Genomic DNA, 18,686 nt, shown 5'->3' on the forward strand with positions numbered 1-18,686 from the left:
GCGGCGCGCGCCCCGCCGAGTGCCGTCCGGGCCCGAGGGGTCAGCCGGGCCATTCGACGAGCAGGCTCCGCGGGCCGCGGAAGGAGACGTTGGCGGGGAAGTCGAAGTCCTGGTCCTGCGTCAGCCGCATCTCCGGCGCCCGCTGCGCCAGCAGATCGAGGGCGATCCGGGCTTCCATCCGCGCCAGCGGCGCCCCGATGCAGTAGTGGATGCCCTTGCCGAAGGCGAGGTGGCGACGGGAGTCGCCCCGACGGATGTCGAAGGTCTCCGGGTCCTCGAAGTGCTTCGGGTCCCGGTTGGCCGCGCCGAGCAGGATGAGGACCTTGGCCTCGGCGGGGATCTCGACCCCGCCGACGTCCACCGCCCGGGTGGTGACGCGCCGCCAGGCGGGGATGCTGCTGTCGTAGCGCAGCAGCTCTTCGACCGCCTTGGAGATGAGTCCGCGGTCGGAGCAGATCGCGGCCCACTGCTCGGGGTTGGCCAGCAGCTGGCGGATCGCGTTGCCGGTGAAGCTGGTCGTGGTCTCATGGCCGGCGAAGCTGAGCCCGTAGGCGACGTTGGTGATGTCTTCGAGCGACAGCGCCTCGGGGTTCTCCTCGCGGATCCGGATCAGATCGCTGGTGAAGTCGTCCACCGGACGCGCGGCCCGCTCGGCCACGAAGTTCTCGCAGTACTCCCAGTAGTGCGTCATGTTCGTGGCGATCTCGCGCTGCTCGTCGCCGCTCGGACGGCCCCAGCTGAACGCGATGCGGTTGCCGCACCAGCTCTTCAGCATGTCCATGTCCTCGTCCGGGAATCCGATGAACGTGAAGATCATGTACGCGGGCAGCGGGTAGGTCAGCGCGCTCACCAGGTCCACCTGTCCGGGCTTGATGGCGTCCACGAGTTCCGTGGCCTTGGCCCAGACTTTCGGCTCCAGCGCGGCGATCCGCCGCGGTGAGAAGCCCGTCATGTTGTGCTTTCGAATGCGGGTGTGCCGGGGCGGGTCGCAGTCCGACATCACCGGATAGGCGCGGAACCCTTTCTTCAGAATATCCTGCGCCTCCGCCGACATGGGGAAGACCGGCTTCTGTCCGACCGCCGCGGAAAACGTTCCCGGGTCCTTGAGAACAGCCTCGATGTCGTCGTACCGGGTTATCACCCACATATCGATGGCCGCCGCGTAGAACGCCGGAGCCTCCTCCCTGACCGCGGAATGTATCGGATACGGGTCGGCTATGTATTCGTCGCCAAGCGGGTCGAAACCGTGATGCACCGGGCATCCCGTAGTCGCATCCATCGGCGTCATTGCCCAACCTCCTCGACTTGGTTCTACAAGTCTCCGCCATGACCGTCGAATTGAAAACGGAAGAATCATGAAGCGTGTTATGGGATTCCCTAATGACTGAGCGGATCAGTCTGCGCCGGCTGCACGCCTTCGTGGCCTGTGCCGAGGCCGGAACCATGACGGGAGCGGCGCGTCAACTGTTCGTGTCGCAAGGGGCGGTGTCGGTCGCGATCGCCCAGCTGGAACGCCAGATCGGTGTGCAACTGCTCCTTCGTTCCAAGGCGAAAGGGCTCACACTCACCGACGCCGGCCGGCGCCTCCTGCCGGACGCCCGGGCCCTGCTGGCCCGGGCCGACGAACTTCAGGCGGGAATGCGGGACTTGGGCCACGCCCCGTCCGGCAGTCTGGTGATCGGCTGCTTCACCACCATTGCCCCGTTCCTGCTGCCCCGGGTCCTGGAGGAGTTCCAGGCCAGCCACCCCCGGGTGACCCTGGATTTCGTGGAAGGCTCCCTCACCGATCTCCAGCAGCGCCTGCTGGAAGGGGAATGCGAGGTGGCCGTTCTCTACGGCGTCGACATTCAGGCCGGCATCGACTACGACACGCTCTACCCGACCACGCCGTACGTCCTGCTGCCGGCCGCTCATCCACTGGCGGCGAAGGGGGAGATCCGGCTGGCCGACCTCGCCGACCACGACATGATCGCGCTCGATGTCCCGCCCAGCCTGCGCTACTTCAATGAAGTGCTGAGCAGCGCCGGGGTGTCCCCCCGCATCCGGCACCGCACGGAGAGCTTCGAAATGGTGCGGAGCCTGGTCGCCCGGGGTGTCGGCTACTCACTGCTCATCCAGCGCCCCATCGCGGACGTCAGCTACGAGGGGCGTGGCCTGGTGATCCGCCGGATCCAGGACGACGTACGACCGCTGGATGTCGTGCTGGCCCGGCCGGCGGGTGTCCGGCTGACGGGCCGGGCCGCCGCCTTCACCGCGTTCTGCCACGCCTCGGCGGCGCGCCGGTAGCGAAGTACCGGACACGCGTACTCCCCCGCTCCGGGTGCGGGGCGGGGGAGTACGGGTGGAACGGGCACTCTGGCGGGGCGGCGACGGCGCGCGTTCCCTACGGCGTCAGGCGTACAAAACGCGCGGACGCCTCGTCGAGCGCGGCCACGAGGCGGTGCACGAGGGAGTCCGGGACGTCGCTGTCGACGGACATCGCCGCCATCGCCCTGCCGTCGGACCGGGCGACCGCCATATCGGCGATGTTGACGCCGGAGGCACCGAGGATCTGTCCCGCCCTGCCGATGGCCCCGGGTTCGTCGGTGTACCAGAGGAAGAGCATGCGGCCCGTCAGGCCCAGCTCGATCTCGTGCTCCCCGACCTCCACGAGCTTGTGGGTGCGTTTGTGACCGGACAGCGCACCGGCCACGGCCAGGGGCGTGCCATCGGGCAGTACGCCGCGGATCGCGAGGGCGCTGCAATGGGCGGGGCTCTCGGAACTGGTCGCGAAGCTCACGAAGACACCGGTCTCGCGAGCGAGCTCCGCCGCGTTCACCAGCGAGAGCGGCAGGGGAGTGAGCCGGGCGAGGACCCCTGTGAGCGCGCCGGCCCGCAGCACCGTCACGTCATGGCGGGTCACCTCGCCGCGGACCTCGACCTCCAGTCGCGTGACCGTCCGGCGTCCCGCGAGTTCCGTGAAGAGGCGGCCGAGGTCGTCGGCGAGCGCCAGGTAGGGACGGACCTCGTCCGCGACGGGGCCGCCCGGGGCGTTCACCGCGTCGGGCACCAGTTCCCCCTCAAGGACCCGGCGCACCGCGTGGGCCACGGCCGTCCCGGCTCTCTCCTGCGCCTCGTGGGTCGAGGCACCGAGGTGCGGGGTGACCACCACGTTGTGCAGTCCGAACAGCGGGGAGGCGGTGCACGGCTCCACCGCGAACACGTCCAGCCCGGCTCCGGCGACGCGTCCGTCCTTCAGCGCCGCGGCCAGCGCGTCCTCGTCCACGATGCCGCCGCGCGACGCGTTGACGATCCGCACGGAGCTCTTGACGAGGGCCAGCTCGCGCTCGCCGACGAAGCCGGCCGTCTCCGGTGTCCTGGGCAGGTGCACGGTGATGAAGTCGGCCTGCCGGAGCAGTTCGTCGAGCGGGACGAGATCCGCGCCCGCGCGCAGGGACCGCTCCTTCGTGGCGTAGGGGTCGTGGGCGAGGATCCGCATGCCGAACGCGGACATCCGCCGCGCCACCAGGGTGCCGATGCGGCCGAGCCCGATGACGCCCAGGGTTTTGTCCGCCAGTTCGACACCGGTGTGCTTTCGGCGGTCCCACGCACCGCTCTTGAGCGAGAAATCGGCCTGCGGGATGGTGCGGGCGGTGGACAGCAGCAGTCCGCAGGCGAGTTCGGCGGCGCTGACCACGTTGGCCCGAGGAGCGTTGACGACCAGGACACCGGCCTTGGTGGCCGCCGGGACCTCGATGTTGTCCAGGCCGACGCCGGCCCGTGCCACCACCCTGAGACGGCGCGCGGCGTCGATCACCTGGGCGTCCACCCGGGTGGCGCTGCGCACCAGCAGCGCGTCCGCGTCTGCGACGGCGGCCAGCAGCGCCGCCCGGTCGGTCCCGTCGCAGTGCCGGACGTCGAGGTCCGGGCCGAGCGCGGTGATCGTGGCGGGCGAGAGTTCTTCGGCTATGAGGACTGCGGGCTTGGCCATGGTGAGAACTCGATCCGTGAAAGGCGCGCGGGACGGAAAGGTCGAAGAGGACGGCGAAAGCGGTACCGGCGGCGATCGGCTCAGGTGGTGGACGGTGCGGGAACGGCGTCCACCACCGCGTGGTCGGCGGCGAGCGGGGCATGACCGCGCGCGCCGCCGGGAAGGCCCAGGCCGTCGAAGACCTCCCGGTCCGCCGTGCGGAAGGCGCTGAGCTCCTGCGGCAGATCGTCCTCGTAGAAGACCGCCTCGACGGGGCAGACCGGCTCGCACGCCCCGCAGTCCACGCACTCGTCCGGCTGGATGTACAGCTTGCGCGGGCCCTCGTAGATGCAGTCGACCGGGCACTCCTCCAGACATGCCTTGTCCTTGATGTCCACGCAGGGTTGAGCGATGACGTATGCCATGGGTGTCTCCGGTGTCAGCGTTCGGCCGGGGGTCAGCCGGCCACGGTCCAGGTGTCGTTGCCCGCGAGGAGCGCGCCCAGGTCGCCCTTGCCAAGCAGTTCGTGGGCCACGTCGAGCTGGTCGGCCATCAGCGTGTCGTAGACGGGGCGCTCCACCGACCGGAAGACGCCGATGGGGGTCCGGTGGAGGGTGTCGGGGTCGGCGAGCCGGGAGAGGGCGAAGGCCGTCGCGGGCGAGGCGGCGTGGGCGTCGTGCACGAGGACGCGGGACTCGTTCTCGTCGGTATCGGTGACGACCGCGAGGTCGCCGGTGGCCGGGTCGCGGACGACCGCCTTGCCGAGCCCGGCGCCGAAGCGGATCGGTTGTCCGTGTTCCAGCCGGATGACGGTTTCCTCGGCCTGCTGCCGGTCCTTGAGGGCGTCGAAGGCGCCGTCGTTGAAGATGTTGCAGTTCTGGTAGATCTCCACCAGTGCGGTGCCCGGGTGTTCGGCGGCGGCGCGCAGGACCTCGGTGAGGTGTTTGCGGTCGGAGTCGATGGTCCGGGCCACGAAGGACGCCTCCGCGCCGATCGCCAGCGACACCGGGTTGAACGGCGCGTCGAGCGAGCCCATCGGGGTCGACTTGGTGACCTTGCCGACCTCGGAGGTGGGCGAGTACTGGCCCTTGGTCAGACCGTAGATCCGGTTGTTGAACAGCAGGATCTTCAGGTTCACATTGCGGCGCAGGGCGTGGATGAGGTGGTTGCCGCCGATGGACAGCGCGTCGCCGTCACCGGTGACGACCCACACGCTGAGGTCGCGTCTGCTGGTGGCGAGGCCGGTGGCGATGGCCGGGGCGCGGCCGTGGATGGAGTGCATCCCGTAGGTGTTCATGTAGTACGGGAAGCGGGAGGAGCAGCCGATGCCGGAGACGAAGACGATGTTCTCCCTGGCCAGCCCCAGTTCCGGCATGAAGCCCTGGACGGCGGCGAGGATCGCGTAGTCGCCGCAGCCCGGGCACCAGCGCACCTCCTGGTCCGACTTGAAGTCCTTCATCGACTGCCTGGCCTCGGCCCTGGGCACCAGCTGGAGCAGTCCGTTGCCGATGTCAGTCATCGATGGCCTCCTTCAGTGCCGTGGCGAGCTGCTCCGCCTTGAACGGCATGCCGTTGACCTGGTTGTACGAGTGGGCGTCGACCAGGTACTTCGCCCGGATCAAGGTGGCCAGCTGCCCCAGGTTCATCTCCGGGACCACGACCTTGTCGTAGCGCGCGAGGACCTCGCCGAGATTGCGCGGGAAGGGGTTGAGGTGACGCAGATGAGCCTGCGCGATCGCGTCACCGGCCCCGCGCAGGCGTCGTACCGCAGCGGTGATCGGGCCGTACGTCGACCCCCAGCCCAGCACCAGAATGGCGGCGCCGTGCGGGTCGTCGACCTCCAGGTCCGGGACCTCGATGCCGTCGATCCTGGCCTGCCGGGTACGGACCATGAAGTCGTGGTTGGCCGGGTCGTAGGAGATGTTGCCCGTGCCGTCCTGCTTCTCGATACCACCGATGCGGTGCTCCAGACCCGGCGTGCCCGGCACCGCCCAGGGCCGGGCCAGGGTCCGCGGATCGCGTTTGTACGGCCAGAAGACCTCGGTGCCGTCATCCAGGGTGTGGTTGGGGCCGGAGGCGAACTGGACCCTGAGGTCCGGCAGTTCCTCCAGGTCCGGGATGCGCCACGGCTCCGACCCGTTCGCCAGGTAGCCGTCCGACAGCAGCATCACCGGGGTGCGGTACGTCAGCGCGATCCGTGCCGCCTCCAGGGCCGCGTCGAAGCAGTCCGCCGGGGTCTTCGGCGCGACGATCGGCACCGGCGCCTCACCGTTGCGCCCGTACATCGCCTGGAGCAGGTCCGCCTGCTCGGTCTTGGTCGGCAGACCCGTGGACGGACCGCCCCGCTGGATGTCCACCACCAGCAACGGCAGCTCCAGCGACACCGCCAGACCGACGGTCTCGCTCTTGAGGGCGACACCGGGCCCGGAGGTGGTGGTCACGGCGAGCGAGCCGCCGAAGGCCGCGCCCAGCGCCGCGCCGATGCCCGCGATCTCGTCCTCCGCCTGGAAGGTCCGCACCCCGAAGTTCTTGTGCCTGCTCAGCTCGTGCAGGATGTCCGACGCCGGCGTGATGGGGTACGAGCCCAGGAACAGCGGCAGGTCCGCCTGCCGGGACGCGCTGATCAGACCGTAGGCCAGGGCGAGGTTGCCGGAGATGTTGCGGTAGGTGCCGGTGGGGAAGGCCTTGGCCGCCGGGGCGACCTCGTAGGAGACCGCGAAGTCCTCGGTCGTCTCGCCGAAGTTCCAGCCCGCCCGGAACGCGGCGATGTTCGCCGCCGCGATCTGCGGCTTCTTCGCGAACTTCCGGCGCAGGAAGGTCTCGGTGCCCTCCGTCGGCCGGTGGTACATCCACGACAGCAGCCCGAGGGCGAACATGTTCTTGCTGCGCTCGGCCTCCTTGCGGGCCAGGCCGAACCCCTTCAGCGCCTCGATCGTCAGGGTCGTCAGGGGTACCGGATGCACCCGGTAGCCGTCCAGCGAGCCGTCCTCCAGCGGCGAGGCGTCGTAGCCCACCTTCTGAAGGGCCCGCTTGGTGAACTCGTCCGTGTTCACGATGATCTCGGCGCCGCGTGGCAGATCGCCGATGTTGGCCTTCAGGGCGGCGGGGTTCATCGCGACGAGGACGTTCGGCGCGTCGCCCGGGGTGAGGATGTCGTGGTCGGCGAAATGCAACTGGAAGGACGAGACGCCCGGCAGGGTCCCGGCAGGAGCCCGGATCTCGGCGGGGAAGTTCGGCAGGGTGGAGAGATCGTTCCCGAACGACGCCGTCTGCGCCATGAACCGGTCGCCCGTGAGCTGCATACCGTCACCGGAGTCGCCCGCGAAGCGGATGATCACCCGGTCCGGACGCCGGACCTCGTGTTCGGTGGTCATGAGGCATCGGTTCCCGCGGTACTCCGCACGGCGGCCGCGGGCGTGGACGTCAGGCCGGTCGCGCTGTCCCAGACCTCGGCGACGGAGCCGTCGTCGAGCTGGACGAGTCGGTGGCCGCGGGGGTGAGCGCCCGGGATGTCCTGCGGCGCGGAGGTCACCAGCGCCAGCCGGACATGCGGGGCGCTGGTGAATTCCGGGCCGTCCGTGCCGACGAGGAGCAGGTTCCCGACGGTCGCCAGTTCGACGGCGTCGGGGGTGTCCAGCCGGAGCCGGGTGTCGCAGGCGATGCCGAGAGCCGTCTCGTAGAGCCGGAGCAGGGAGTCGAACATGCTGCGGCTCACCGCCTTGCGCAGGAGCAGCCGCACGCCGGGACGCCCGGTCTCCCGCGGTTCCGGGGGACACGGCTGTTCGCCCGGGTTGGGGCGGTGCTCGACGAGTTCGGCGATCGCGCCGTCGGGAAACCGCACGCGGGCGCGGCTGCCGGGGAGAATCCGCTCCGGGGGTTCCAGGACGGTGGCACCCACCTGGTTCAGACGGCCCAGCGCGCCGTCGAGCGAGGGCACGATCACGGAGTAGGCCGTCTGGCGCTGGATGGCGGTGAAGGGCCGGGCGCTGGCGATCAGCAGCATGTTCCCGACCGCCGCGAGCTCCAGGCCGCCGAAGTCGGGGATCGGCATCCGCAGGTCCGCGGGGGTAGCGGTGAGTCGTTCGTAGGAGCGGATGCGGTCGTCGAGGACGGCGACATCGATGAGGGACCGGGCCAGCAGGCGCGGACCGGCCAGCAGGGCGGAGTCGGGCATGGTGCGGAACCAGCGGTCCGGCAACGCGGCCATGGGAACGGCGGACATCGCGTCAGGGCTCCTTCACATGATGTGGCGTGGGGGCGCCCCACCAGCGCTGGACAGTGAGCCCCCAGGACGCCAACTCCTCGTGGACGAGGCGCCGTAGGGACGAGGCGTCGCCGAAGTGGTCGGGGATGCCGGTCACGGTCACGGTCAGCCGGTCGCCGGTCCGCAGCAGGCAGAGCGAGGCGCGCAGCCGGGCCCGGTCCGGCAGCACACCGGGCACGTTCATGGTGCGGACGGCGATGCCGGCGGCCTGCCGTCCGGCGAACCGGGCGATGGCGTCGGGGGTTCGGCCGAAGTTGGACGCGACGACGGTGGTCTGCTGTGCGCCGGGGTTCTTGAGCCGATGAGCGTGCCGCGCCGGGAGCAGGTGCCACAGGGGTTCCGGGACGAGGGTGGCGCTGTGTTCTCCCGTGCTCCGGAGCAGATCCTTCGTCGCCCCGCGGATCCCCCGGAGGCTGCCGCGCCGGGCGGGGCCGCCCGGCACCGTCAGCGGCACCACGACCAGGGCGTTGGCCCGTGCGTCGTGGACGGATCGCCGCAGGCTCACCGGGATGCCGACGTCGAACGATCCGGACGGGCCGTCGGCCGCCGCCGACCGTACGAGATTGGCGGCGATCTCGATGAAGAGGCTGTTGGCCGTCCCGCCGAACCGGTCCGCCTGCCGCTGCCACAGGGCCGCGTCCGTCTCGAAGATCGCCGAGGTGAAGAAGCGCGGTTCGGCCGAGGGGGCGGGGCGCGTCGGGGGCGGGGGCTGGAGCGCGGACCTGATCCGCGCGCGCCGGGCCGGGCTCGCCAGGGTCGCCGGGAGCCAGTGCGCGGCGGCCAGGCCGCCCCGGAGCGTCTGCCGCGCCAGGTCGGCGAGGTCGTCGAGCACGCGGGGAGCGGCAGGCGGGCGGTGGGCCTCGTGCCCGCCGGACCCGATGGCGTCGAAGATGCCGAGCCCGTCGCAGCGGAAGTGCGGCACCGTCAGGGAGACGAGGGTGCCTGCGCCGTACGGGGCCGCGGCCAGCCGCCACAGGGCGGCGTCCCCGGGCCCCAGGGGCGCCTTGACCTGGGTGTCGATCCAGTCGGTCAGGGTGGCGTCGGTCAGCGGCGCCGACGTGGTGCACAGGGCTTCCGCATTGCCGGCGCGCACCCAGCTGCGCCGTGCGCCGGGCACCCGCGCGGGCTGGGCCCGGCGGCTCAGACGGCCTTGGTCGAGGCTCTCCCAGGCGGCTCGCAGAGCGGCGCCGGGCACCGGGTCCGCGAAGGTCCACAGCACCTGGACGACACGGGTGGAGCCCAGCGTGTCGGCGGTGCGGTGGAGCATCTCGTCGGTGGGGTTCAGGCGCACGGTGGCCGTCATCGGGCAGCCTCTTCCTGAAGGCGCGCGGCGGCGAGCTCGCCGATCGCGGGGGCCAGTTTGAATCCGCCGCCGTTCCAGCCGGTCGCGGTGACCAGGCCGTCGAGTCCGGTCCGGGCGCAGACCTCGCCGTCGCCCTCCGGTGCCATCGCGTCGTACGCGGTGACACCGCCCGCGGCCGGGGCGGTGGCCAGTTGCGGATAGCGGTGGCGGACCACCGCGCGGACGCGCTCCTGCTCCTCGGGTGGCACGTCCGGCCGTACGGTCTCGGGGACGTCGGTCTTCCGGGACGAGACCCCCGCCAGCACCAGCGCGTCCGAACCCCATGGCCGCAGCCAGGCGCCCGTGGTGCGGTCCACGAGGGTGGGAAGGGAGCTGAGGCCGGCGGGTTCGGCCATCCGGAACAGGCAGTAGCTGACGGCTCGGGTGCGCAGGGGCAGATGGACACCGGCGGTCTCGGCCAGGGCGGTGCTGCCCGCGCCCGCGGCCAGCAGGACGGCCCGGGCGGACACGGGTCCCACGGTGGTGCGGACGCCGGTCGCGCGGGAGCCGGAGGTGAGCAGATGGGTGGCGCGGGCCCGGATCAGCAGGAGCCGGGGGCCCGCGTCGCGCGCCATGGCGTGGGCCGTCGGTCCGACCGGGAGCCAGCCCGCGTTCGGTTCGTGGACCGCGGCCAGCTCGTCGGGCACGTTCAGGGCCGGGAAGCGGGTGGCGAGGTCCGCCGCGGTCAGGATCTCCGCCTTGTGGCCGCTCGCGTCGAGATCCGCGACCGCCGCGGCGGCCCGGGGGAGATCGCTGTGCGCGACGAGGCTCAGGCTGCCCTGACGGCACACCGCGGGCCAGGTCCCCCGGTGGCCCCGCCGGAGATAGCGGTCGAGGCCGGCGGTGGCGTGCCGCCGGCGGGCGGGGGAGAGGTCGAAGGCGCGGACCAGCCCGCCGGAGGCGCCCGTGGCGCCTCCGGCGATGCCTGCCATGTCGATGACGGCGACGGTGAGACCGCGGACGGTCAGCCGTTCGGCTGTGGCCAGCCCGATGATCCCGCCGCCGACGACGGCGACGTCGGCGGTGATGGCGGACCGGGTCACGGCGCGGTCCCGGCGGCCAGCAGCTCCTCGCGCCCGCGGGTGTCGTGCCGCAGGATCGAGTCCACGATGTCGGTCGCCCGTACGGAGAGCATGGCCAGTGCGCCGGCGTCGCCCATGCCGTGGCTCGCCTCGCAGAGCCCGTTGAGGTAGACCTTGAGCGGTCGCGAGGTACCGGCCTCGGTCTTCAGCTCGATCGAGTAGTCCCGCGCGACCACGGGGGTGCCGTCCTCGTCGAGCGGAAGACGGTGGGCGATGCCTTCCAGGAGCGGGTGGTACGGCTCGTCGCCGGGCTCGCCGCCGAAGTCCCTGAAGCCGGTGGCCAGGATGACGACGTCGGTGTCGAGGATCTCCTCGGTGAGGTGGTTGATGTCGCGCAGGACCATGCGGTGCCCCTGGCCCTGCGGCCTGCTGATGACGGCTTCGCGGAAGGGCTTCATCACGAGCCGGTCGGAACCCGTGAGGTCGTACTCGCGCTGCACGCCGACCAGTCGGTCGATGACGTCCTGGTCGCAGGCCGCGTAGTTTATGGACCGCAGCTCGTTGCGCAGCCGGCGTTTCTTGGCGCTGGGCAGCGAGTGGAAGTAGTCCACGAACTCGGGCAGGAACACCTGCCGGCTGTAGGGGCTGGTGTCCTTGAGCCGGAACCCGATGCTGCGGTGGACGGCGGTCACCTGCCGCACGTTCGGGCGGCCGAGCAGATCGAGGATGATCTCGATCGCGCTCTGGCTGGCCCCGACGACCGCGACCCGGATCGGCTTGTCCTTGAAGTGCTCCATGGAGGTGAGGTAGCGGGTGGAGTGGAAGACGCTCTCCCCCAGGCCCTTCTGGAACACGTAGGGGATCCGGGGGGACCGGCCGGTGCCCACGGAGACGCTCCGGGCGAGGTAGCGGCCGCCGTCGTCGGTCTCGACGCAGAACAGCTCGCTTCCGTCGTCGCCCTCGACGAGCGAGAGGTGCGCGGCCGACCGGCCGTAGTCCACCTGGTCGCGGAAGGCCTCGGCGACCCAGGCGAGGTAGCTCGAATACTCCCTGCGCAGCGGGAACTTGGCGTTGAGGTGCAGATAGCCCGTCAAGTCGCCCTGTGCGGCCAGGTACTTGACGAAGGTGTGCGGGCTGTCCGGGTTGCGTTGCATGGCCAGGTCGCGGAAGGGGTTGTTCTGGATGTCGGCGCCCGGCAGGAGTTGTTCTTGCTGCCACTGGAACCCGGCGGACCGCTCGATGAAGTGGGCCAGGCCGGCGCGGCCGCGCTCTTCGAGCGCGACCGCCAGGGAGAGGTTCGCGGGCCCGAACCCCACTCCCAGCACCGGGTGTATCTCATGGGTTGTCACGGTTCACGCATCCTCGACTTGTCGTGCATGCAGGAACGTTGTTTCAGTGCGGGCGGGCTCAGGGTTCACGCGCCGAGAAGCGCCGTCTCGGTGATCGTGTTGGTCTCGTCGACGTGGACCACGCGGGACTTGTGGTCGGCGACCTCGTCCGGGGTCAGCTGTGCGTAGCTGATGATGATGACCTTGTCGCCGGTCTCCACGAGGCGGGCGGCGGCACCGTTGACGATGACCTGGTTGGCGGCCGGCTCGCCGAGGATGGTGTACGTCTCGAATCGGGCGCCGTTGTTGATGTTGACGACGTGCACCAGCTCGTGGACGCCGATGCCGGCGGCGTCGAGCAGTTCCGGCGAGATGGTGATGGACCCGACGTAGTTCAGGTTGCTGTCGGTGACGGTGGCGCGGTGGATCTTGGCGTTCATGAAGGTGCGCAGCATGGTGGGTCTCCTCGGAAGGCAATGGGTTTCGTCGTACGGAAGTGGCGCGCGGAACGGCTCACCCGCGGATCACGGCGCAGCGGTGAGCGGGGCGGCCGGTACGGTCAGGCCGCGGAAGGAGTTCTCCGGTGTGACGGCGAGGTCGGCGAGCAGGGGCGCCTTGCCGACGGTGGAGGGGCCGGCGAAGGCGGCCGAGATGTGCTCGGCGAGGTCCGGGGTGACCGGCCAGGCCAGGGTGCGCAGGGCCCACAGGAACCGCAGCGCGCCACAGACGTCGCTCGCGTCGTCGAGCTGGATCCGGGCGCAGCGCAGCGCCAGCACCTCCAGGTGGAGGGCCACGGCCTCGGCCGCCCTGCGGACGCTGAAGTTCTCCAGCCGGTAGGCGTCCTCGAAGCGCCGGCGGGAGGCCTGAAGGGCCGCGTCCCACCAGGGTGAGGGCGTCGTGTCGACATGACGGCCGGTCAGGGCGCCGAGCCCCTCGGCGATCGTGGCGAGCGGGGTGTCGAAGCGTGCCGCGATCGTGTCGGCGGCGATGGGTTCGCTGAACTCCGCCCGCTGTAGTTCGGGGCTGGTCAGGGCGAGGACGAACCGCGCCCGGTCGCGGCCGACGGACTCCAGGTAGTCGCGCGCCCAGCGCACGTCCCCCTTGCTGGTGGAGAACTTGCGTCCCTCCAGCATGTAGTACTGGTTGGTGAGCGTGCGCGTCCTGGGCAGGTGCACCGGCATGCCGTGCCGGGCCGCGAGCAGCGCCAGGGTCACATAGACGAAGGCGTTGTAGAAGCCGTTGTCGATGCCGATGAACTGGACGAGTTCGTCGTACTCGGCCCCGGTGTCCAGGCGGGCCTGCTGCATCCAGTAGAGGTGTCCGACGTAGATCTCCGGCCAGGCGTTGATGGCCTGCGGCTGGATGCCGGGGCCGTCCCATTCCACCGTGATGCCCCAGGTGGTGGGGTAGGTGAGCGGGATGTAGGGAAGCCGCCCGGCGAGCGTGTCGGCCACGACCTTGGCCAGGTCCGGGCGCAGCTGCACATCGGTGGTCCGGTACCAGTTGGTGATCAGGGACCGGTGGCGTTCGAGGTCCAGGACCCAGATGGAGACGGCGCGCCGCGGCAGGGCCGAGGCCGTGTCGGACACCGGCAGCAGGGCGCCGGGCAGGTTGTAGAGGCCGCATGCCTCGCACACGCCGGCTCTGGCGTGGGCCAGGCAGGTGGGACACAGTCCGGTGACGAATGCCTCGGCCTTGTACTCCCCGCTGTCGGGGTCGTAGGGCAGCTCCACCTCGCGCAGGTCGAACGCGCCGTGCTCCCACAGGCGGGTGAAGAAGGAGCGGACGAAGGCGGTGTAGTCGTCGTCGGGCCGTTCGAACAGGTCGACGTCGACTCCGGCCAGCTCCAGCGACTTCGTCACGCTGTCCAGAGCGTCCTGGATGAGCGCCTCCGGCGTGACACCGAGCCGTTCCGCGGTGGTGACGACATAGGTCTGGTTGTCATCGGTGCTGGTGGCGAAGGCGACGTCGTGCCCGAGGACCTTCTGGGACCGGGCGCATATGTCACTGTTGAGGACCGGCCCGGCGAGATGGCCCAGGTGCAGGTCGCCGTTGGGGGTGGGGGGCGAGAAAGTGACGTTGACACGGCGCGGGGCGGGCGTCCCGGCGCCCGGGGAGTCGGCCATCACGCGTCCTCACCGTGCCCGGCGGGCTGCAACCAGTAGATGCTCACGAACGTCAGCGGGTCGGCCTCGCTGGTGTTCGTGACCTCGTGGTCGGTGCCGTGCGGGATGTAGACGACGTCGCCCGGGGTGATCGGGCGCTCCTCGGTACCGACGCGCAGATGGCCCTGCCCGCTGATGAAGATGAAGGTCTCATCGGTGGCGTGGCCGTGGGGCGTGCTGGACTCGGTCGGCCGGATCGAGCACAGGGTGCTGTTCCACGGCGGCGCGACGACCCCGTCCCAGGGGTAGAGCTCGCGGATGTCGCAGCCGTTCTTCCGGATCAGGGTGTCGTCGGCTTCGGTCTTCACATGCACGGTGGAAGTCCCTTCGATGGATGCGTCGGGGCCGGCGCGGGCTAGCCGAGGGCGAGCAGGCGCTGGATGGTGCCGGGGTGGAAGGATTCGTCGGGGACGCCGAACGCCCCCTGGAACGTGGCGAGTCGGGAGCCGGCCAGCACCGGATCGGTGGGCCACGCCTGGGCGTAGGCCTTGCGGCGGGCGGCGCCTTCAGGGGTGAAGGTCATGTTCATCGCGGTCCGGACCGCGCCCGAGATCCGCAGCCGACGCATCCGCTCCTCGCGTTCGTCCACGTACGGCTTGAGGATCTGCGGGGACCATGCGCTGCTGGAGCGCAGCGCCTCCCACACCAGGCGGGCGTCCCGGAGCGCGATGGACAGACCCTGGCCGACCACGGGATCGGTCCAGCCGGCCGCGTCGCCGATCAGTACCGCGCCGGGGACGACGGGGCCGTCCGTCCAGGCGTCGTTCATCGGATAGAAGGCGCAGGACTCCGACGGGGTGGCCGTGGCGAACATCTCGCTGTGCGGGATGCAGTCGAGCTGGAAGGCCCTGAGGAAGTCGGCCTGGCGGGTCGGGCCGGCGAAGCGGCCCTTCTGCGCGACATCGTGCAGCAGATACAGCCGGGCCTTGGCGCCCGCGCGCGGGAAGACGAAGTAGAGCAGATCCTTCTCGGTACCGATCGAGGTGACGTTGGCGGGCCACTCGTGGAGGTCTTCCACGAGCATGCCGCCGCCCAGCGAGTTCGGCGGGGTCTGGGTCAGGGAGATGCCGAGTTGGCGCCGCACCGTGGAGGTGCGTCCGTCCGCTCCCACGACGAGCCGGCAGGGGACCTCGTACTCGATGTCGTTGTACTCGTAGCGCACGCTCGGGTGCGGCCCGCCGGTCACCGTGACATCGCCGATTCCCCGTACGACCGTGGCCCCGGCCTCGGCGGCGGCGGAGGCGAGCGCCTCACATGCCTCGGGGTGGCCGACGTCGAGCACACCGCGGATGCCGGGAAGCATCTCGTCCAGGTGGAGGGCGTTGGCCCGGGCGGTCTCGGGGTCGACGATCTCGTCGAATCCGATGAAGCGGTCGATGTAGGTGCCTCCGGCGTCGAGCAACTGCCGCTCCAGGCCGAGCCGGAGAAGTTCGACCACGCCCCAGCAGTTGATGACCTCGCCGCGCACCTTGTCCCGGTAGACGGTCTGGCGTTCCAGGAGCAGTACGTCGTAGCCGTCCCCCGCGAGCGCCGCTGCCAGCGCGGATCCGGCTATACCTCCCCCGATCACCACTGCGTCCCTACGCTCAGCTGTCGCCATGAAGCCCTCCACAGAAGCCTTTTCAAGGCATTGCCGTATGGACCGCCCGGGAAATGGGCAGCCGGAATTCTGAGCTGGTCGAATCGTTGGAGTTGCCGCAGGCCGTAAATGCGGCAGGGCGAGACAGGGAACTGCTCCAGAAATTCCCGGGCCCCCGCCCGGACGAGCGGGGCGCGGTTGCCGGCAGGCCCAGGTGGCGGGCGCCGTCCGACGGTGGCCATGAGCGGAACCCGGCCGCTCCAACTCTCAGTGCGGAAGCCGCCGATCACCGCCGGGAGGATCTTGGGGCCCCATGGCGACAGCGGCCGCCCGCGCGGAGATCACACCGGCCAGTTCCGTCTCCACCACAGGTCCGCCCCTTGGATGAGTGTCCGTTACGCATTCCACGATCCGGGTCCGCGCCGGGGGCGGCAATGCCGACTCGCGAAAATCGTGACCCGATTCGCGCAAAGATGCGAATGACACCACTGCCGGAAACGGGCGGGCGGGCCCGGTCGATTTTCTGATCACCGAGCCCGCTTCTTCGGTGACACGGCGGCACGAGGGCGGTGGTGCGGAGCGGGCCGGTCGGTCATGTCCGGTGCGGGTCGGGGAGAGGCCCCGGGGGATCTGCCTCACCGTGGGCCACGGGCGTGCACCACGGGCCCGGTGAGGGAGCGTCACCCGGTCCGGCGAGCCGCGCGGCGAACCGGCCGCCTCATGAAGGCGTGCGGCTGGAGGGAGCGCAGATGCCTCGCTGGATGATGTTCCACATCTGTCTGATCTCCTCGACGGCGCCCGGTTCGCGCGGCTCCTCGTCGCCCTGCGCGGACCCGCGCGCCCGGTACTCGGCGCCGAGGACCAGGGATCGGGACAACGTCGCCAGATCCTCCGGGCGGACGGCCGCGTGCAGTTGCCCGTCACGGTAAGCCTGTCCGAAAAGATCCCGCACGGCGGCGATCCAGGACGTGGTCCAGGCGAGGTCGTGGTCCGGCCGCTCGCGGCTGAGCCGTGCCGCGGAACGCACCGCCGGCTCCTCCTCCAACAGCCGGGCCAGTTCGAGCGTCACGTCGATGGCCCGGTGCAGCGCGGGCGCCGGGCCCGCCGACAGACCCTCCAGAGCGGCCCGGGTGATGGCCTGGCCCTGCACCTGCACGGCGGAGGCCAGTTCGTCCTTGGTCGCGAAATGGAACGACAGAGCGCCCATGGTGATACCGGCGGCCCGGCAGACCCTGTTCAGCGCGGTGCCGTCATACCCGCGCCGATCGAACTCGGACGCCGCGGCACTCACCAGGGCTTGCCGGGTGCGTACCGCGCGCAACTGCCTTGTCATGCATGTCTCCCAACAGAGCGTCCCCCTCCGGAGGTAGCAGCGGGGTGGCAGGCCGCGCCTCGCGTACGGCACGCGCCGTGAACGCCGAACGCGCCGCCTCGTCCATCCCCGGCCCGACCCGGCGGCGGAGCGCCACGCGGCCCCCCACAGGAGCGGGGTCACGTGCCACCTCCTGCCACAGGGCGCCGCCGAGGGGCCGATCTGGTTGCCCAGCGGTCGTGGCGGCCAGTGTGACTCCGCAGGTCAGCGTCGACAAGTCCGTCGATCACGGGTTGACCGGTTCGCACAGAGCCGACCCCTGTACTACGGCACGAGCGCCGGGCCGGCGGGTTGGCTGATTCCCCTCGATAAAAAAATAGCAACTCCTATTATTCTTCCGATCATCGACCTCTTGAGCCGCACCTGGGAGCCCTCATGATCAATGTCATGTACGGCGCAGGCCGCCTGTCCACCCTGGAAGCCGGGCAACGAGTTGCCGAATTCGCCGATCAACTCTTCGCACATCTGCCGCGGGCGGACCAGCGCCGCTGGGCCGCGGCGTACCTGACGGGGCTCCTTGCCGTCTCGGGGAGGAAGTCCATGCGCAGCATGGCCGCCGCGATCACCGACTCCCCCACCGCCTCCCAGTCCTTGCACCGTTTCGTCAACGCCAGCCCCTGGGAGTGGCAGCCCGTCCGCGACGAGCTGAGGCGCTGGGTGGCGGCGCGGACGCGCCCCAAGGCGTGGACCGTCGGCACCGCCGTGGTCCCCAAGCGGGGGGACCAGTCGTGCGGGGTGCACCGCAGGTTCGTCCCGGACCTGGGCCGCACCATCAACTGCCAGGTCGGCATGGGGCAGTTCCTGGCGGCGGGCCGCAGCCAGGTCCCCGTCGACTGGCACCTGCACCTGCCGAGCGAATGGAGCGAGGACCGGTTACGCCGCCGTACCCGCATACCCGAGGCCGTCCAGCCCCTGCCGGCCTGGGCGCAGATGCTCGAACTGGCCGACGCCCTGGCCGCGGACGGGTCCCCGGCACTGCCGCTCGTGGCCGACCTCCGCGACTGCGCGGAACCCGATCGGCTGCTTCACGGTCTGCGCCGGCGTGGGCACGATTTCGCCCTCACCGTTCCCGGCACCCTGCCGGTACTGCCCTCCGTGACGGCCCACCCCTCCGGCTCCGGCAGGGACCCGGCCGTCTCACCGGTCAGCGCGCGCCGGTTCCTGGAGACGGAAGGCGAACTGCTGCGTTCGGTCATCGGGACGAGTCACCTTCGCCCCTCGCGCCCCACGCGCGTGGTCACCGGCCTGATCCGGCTGCCCCGCGGTCCTCAGCCGCAGCGCTTCTACCGGCTGTTCGCCGAAGTCCCCCGCGAGGGCGAGCGGCCCACCACCGCGTGGCTCACCACCCTGGTCCACCTGTCGATGGAGGAACTCCTGGAGCTGGCCTCGCTGCCGGGCACCACACCGCGGGCGCTGCGCCGACTGGAAGGCAGTTTCGGGTTCCAGGACTTCGAGGGGCGCTCCTACCCCGGCTGGCACCGGCATGTGACGCTGGTGTCGGCGGCCTGTTGCTACCAGGAACTGTCGGACACCGATCCGACCGGCCTGTCCAATACCGTCTCCGCCGCACCGCTGCTCCGGGCCCCGCGGCGGACGGCGGGTCTCCGCGTCTGAGCCCCGACCGCTTCGCCCGTCCGACCCCGTGGCGCAGGACAGCACGGAAAG

At 70.7% G+C, this 18,686-nt stretch carries 16 protein-coding genes; 2 read left to right on the forward strand and 14 right to left on the reverse strand.

Going from position 1 to position 18,686, the window contains the following annotated elements; translation table 11 throughout:
• Window positions 1-40: 40 nt before the first annotated feature.
• Complete coding sequence (locus tag HEP81_RS17755; RefSeq protein ID WP_037664388.1) at window positions 41-1,288, reverse strand: cytochrome P450; 1,248 nt, start codon at window positions 1,286-1,288, stop codon at window positions 41-43.
• 92 nt (window positions 1,289-1,380) lie between these two features.
• Here HEP81_RS17755 and HEP81_RS17760 point away from each other — a divergent pair, with 92 nt between their 5' ends.
• Complete coding sequence (locus HEP81_RS17760) at window positions 1,381-2,286, forward strand: LysR family transcriptional regulator (protein WP_037664386.1); 906 nt, start codon at window positions 1,381-1,383, stop codon at window positions 2,284-2,286.
• A gap of 97 nt (window positions 2,287-2,383) precedes the next feature.
• Here the strand turns inward: HEP81_RS17760 and serA are convergent, their stop codons facing one another.
• The 13 genes from serA to HEP81_RS17825 all read right to left on the reverse strand — a co-directional run bounded on the left by serA (window position 2,384) and on the right by HEP81_RS17825 (window position 16,982).
• On the reverse strand, window positions 2,384-3,970 hold the full coding sequence (gene serA, locus HEP81_RS17765; RefSeq protein ID WP_037664384.1) for a phosphoglycerate dehydrogenase: 1,587 nt from the start codon (window positions 3,968-3,970) through the stop codon (window positions 2,384-2,386).
• 80 nt (window positions 3,971-4,050) lie between these two features.
• Entirely contained in the window at window positions 4,051-4,374 is a 324-nt protein-coding gene (gene fdxA, locus HEP81_RS17770) for a ferredoxin (protein WP_037664382.1), read from the reverse strand.
• A 32-nt stretch (window positions 4,375-4,406) separates the two neighbouring features.
• Window positions 4,407-5,468, reverse strand: a complete 1,062-nt coding sequence (locus HEP81_RS17775; RefSeq protein ID WP_190276005.1) for a 2-oxoacid:ferredoxin oxidoreductase subunit beta — start codon at window positions 5,466-5,468, stop codon at window positions 4,407-4,409.
• Window positions 5,461-7,323, reverse strand: coding sequence for a 2-oxoacid:acceptor oxidoreductase subunit alpha (locus HEP81_RS17780; protein WP_190276006.1), 1,863 nt, complete (start codon window positions 7,321-7,323; stop codon window positions 5,461-5,463). The genes HEP81_RS17775 and HEP81_RS17780 overlap by 8 nt, the downstream gene beginning before the upstream one ends.
• The gene (locus HEP81_RS17785) at window positions 7,320-8,171 is read right to left on the reverse strand and encodes a VOC family protein (protein WP_051850657.1); all 852 of its coding nucleotides are present in this window, start codon (window positions 8,169-8,171) and stop codon (window positions 7,320-7,322) included. The genes HEP81_RS17780 and HEP81_RS17785 overlap by 4 nt, the downstream gene beginning before the upstream one ends.
• 4 nt (window positions 8,172-8,175) lie before the next feature.
• Entirely contained in the window at window positions 8,176-9,516 is a 1,341-nt protein-coding gene (locus tag HEP81_RS17790) for a hypothetical protein (protein ID WP_037663098.1), read from the reverse strand.
• Window positions 9,513-10,598, reverse strand: coding sequence for an NAD(P)/FAD-dependent oxidoreductase (locus HEP81_RS17795; RefSeq protein ID WP_037663097.1), 1,086 nt, complete (start codon window positions 10,596-10,598; stop codon window positions 9,513-9,515). Before HEP81_RS17795 ends, HEP81_RS17790 begins: the two co-directional genes overlap by 4 nt.
• The gene (locus HEP81_RS17800) at window positions 10,595-11,926 is read right to left on the reverse strand and encodes a SidA/IucD/PvdA family monooxygenase (RefSeq protein WP_037663094.1); all 1,332 of its coding nucleotides are present in this window, start codon (window positions 11,924-11,926) and stop codon (window positions 10,595-10,597) included. The genes HEP81_RS17795 and HEP81_RS17800 overlap by 4 nt, the downstream gene beginning before the upstream one ends.
• Window positions 11,927-11,991: 65 nt before the next feature.
• Window positions 11,992-12,360: an aspartate 1-decarboxylase gene (gene panD / locus HEP81_RS17805; protein WP_037663093.1), complete on the reverse strand. Its 369-nt coding sequence runs from the start codon at window positions 12,358-12,360 to the stop codon at window positions 11,992-11,994.
• Window positions 12,361-12,429: 69 nt separating this feature from the next.
• On the reverse strand, window positions 12,430-14,031 hold the full coding sequence (locus HEP81_RS17810) for a class I tRNA ligase family protein (RefSeq protein ID WP_037663091.1): 1,602 nt from the start codon (window positions 14,029-14,031) through the stop codon (window positions 12,430-12,432).
• Window positions 14,031-14,384, reverse strand: a complete 354-nt coding sequence (locus HEP81_RS17815) for a cupin domain-containing protein (protein ID WP_037663089.1) — start codon at window positions 14,382-14,384, stop codon at window positions 14,031-14,033. Before HEP81_RS17815 ends, HEP81_RS17810 begins: the two co-directional genes overlap by 1 nt.
• Before the next feature lie 41 nt (window positions 14,385-14,425).
• Entirely contained in the window at window positions 14,426-15,670 is a 1,245-nt protein-coding gene (locus tag HEP81_RS17820; protein WP_037663118.1) for an FAD-dependent oxidoreductase, read from the reverse strand.
• A gap of 697 nt (window positions 15,671-16,367) precedes the next feature.
• Window positions 16,368-16,982, reverse strand: coding sequence for a TetR/AcrR family transcriptional regulator (locus HEP81_RS17825; RefSeq protein ID WP_037663086.1), 615 nt, complete (start codon window positions 16,980-16,982; stop codon window positions 16,368-16,370).
• Between the two features lie 414 nt (window positions 16,983-17,396).
• On the opposite strand from HEP81_RS17825, the gene HEP81_RS17830 reads away from it, so the two are divergent.
• Window positions 17,397-18,635 (forward strand): IS701 family transposase, encoded by a 1,239-nt coding sequence (locus HEP81_RS17830; protein WP_078967741.1) that lies wholly within the window; start codon window positions 17,397-17,399, stop codon window positions 18,633-18,635.
• Window positions 18,636-18,686: the final 51 nt, after the last annotated feature.

It is taken from the genome of Streptomyces griseofuscus (genome assembly GCF_014673495.1).
Taxonomy (GTDB): Bacteria; Actinomycetota; Actinomycetes; order Streptomycetales; family Streptomycetaceae; genus Streptomyces; species Streptomyces murinus.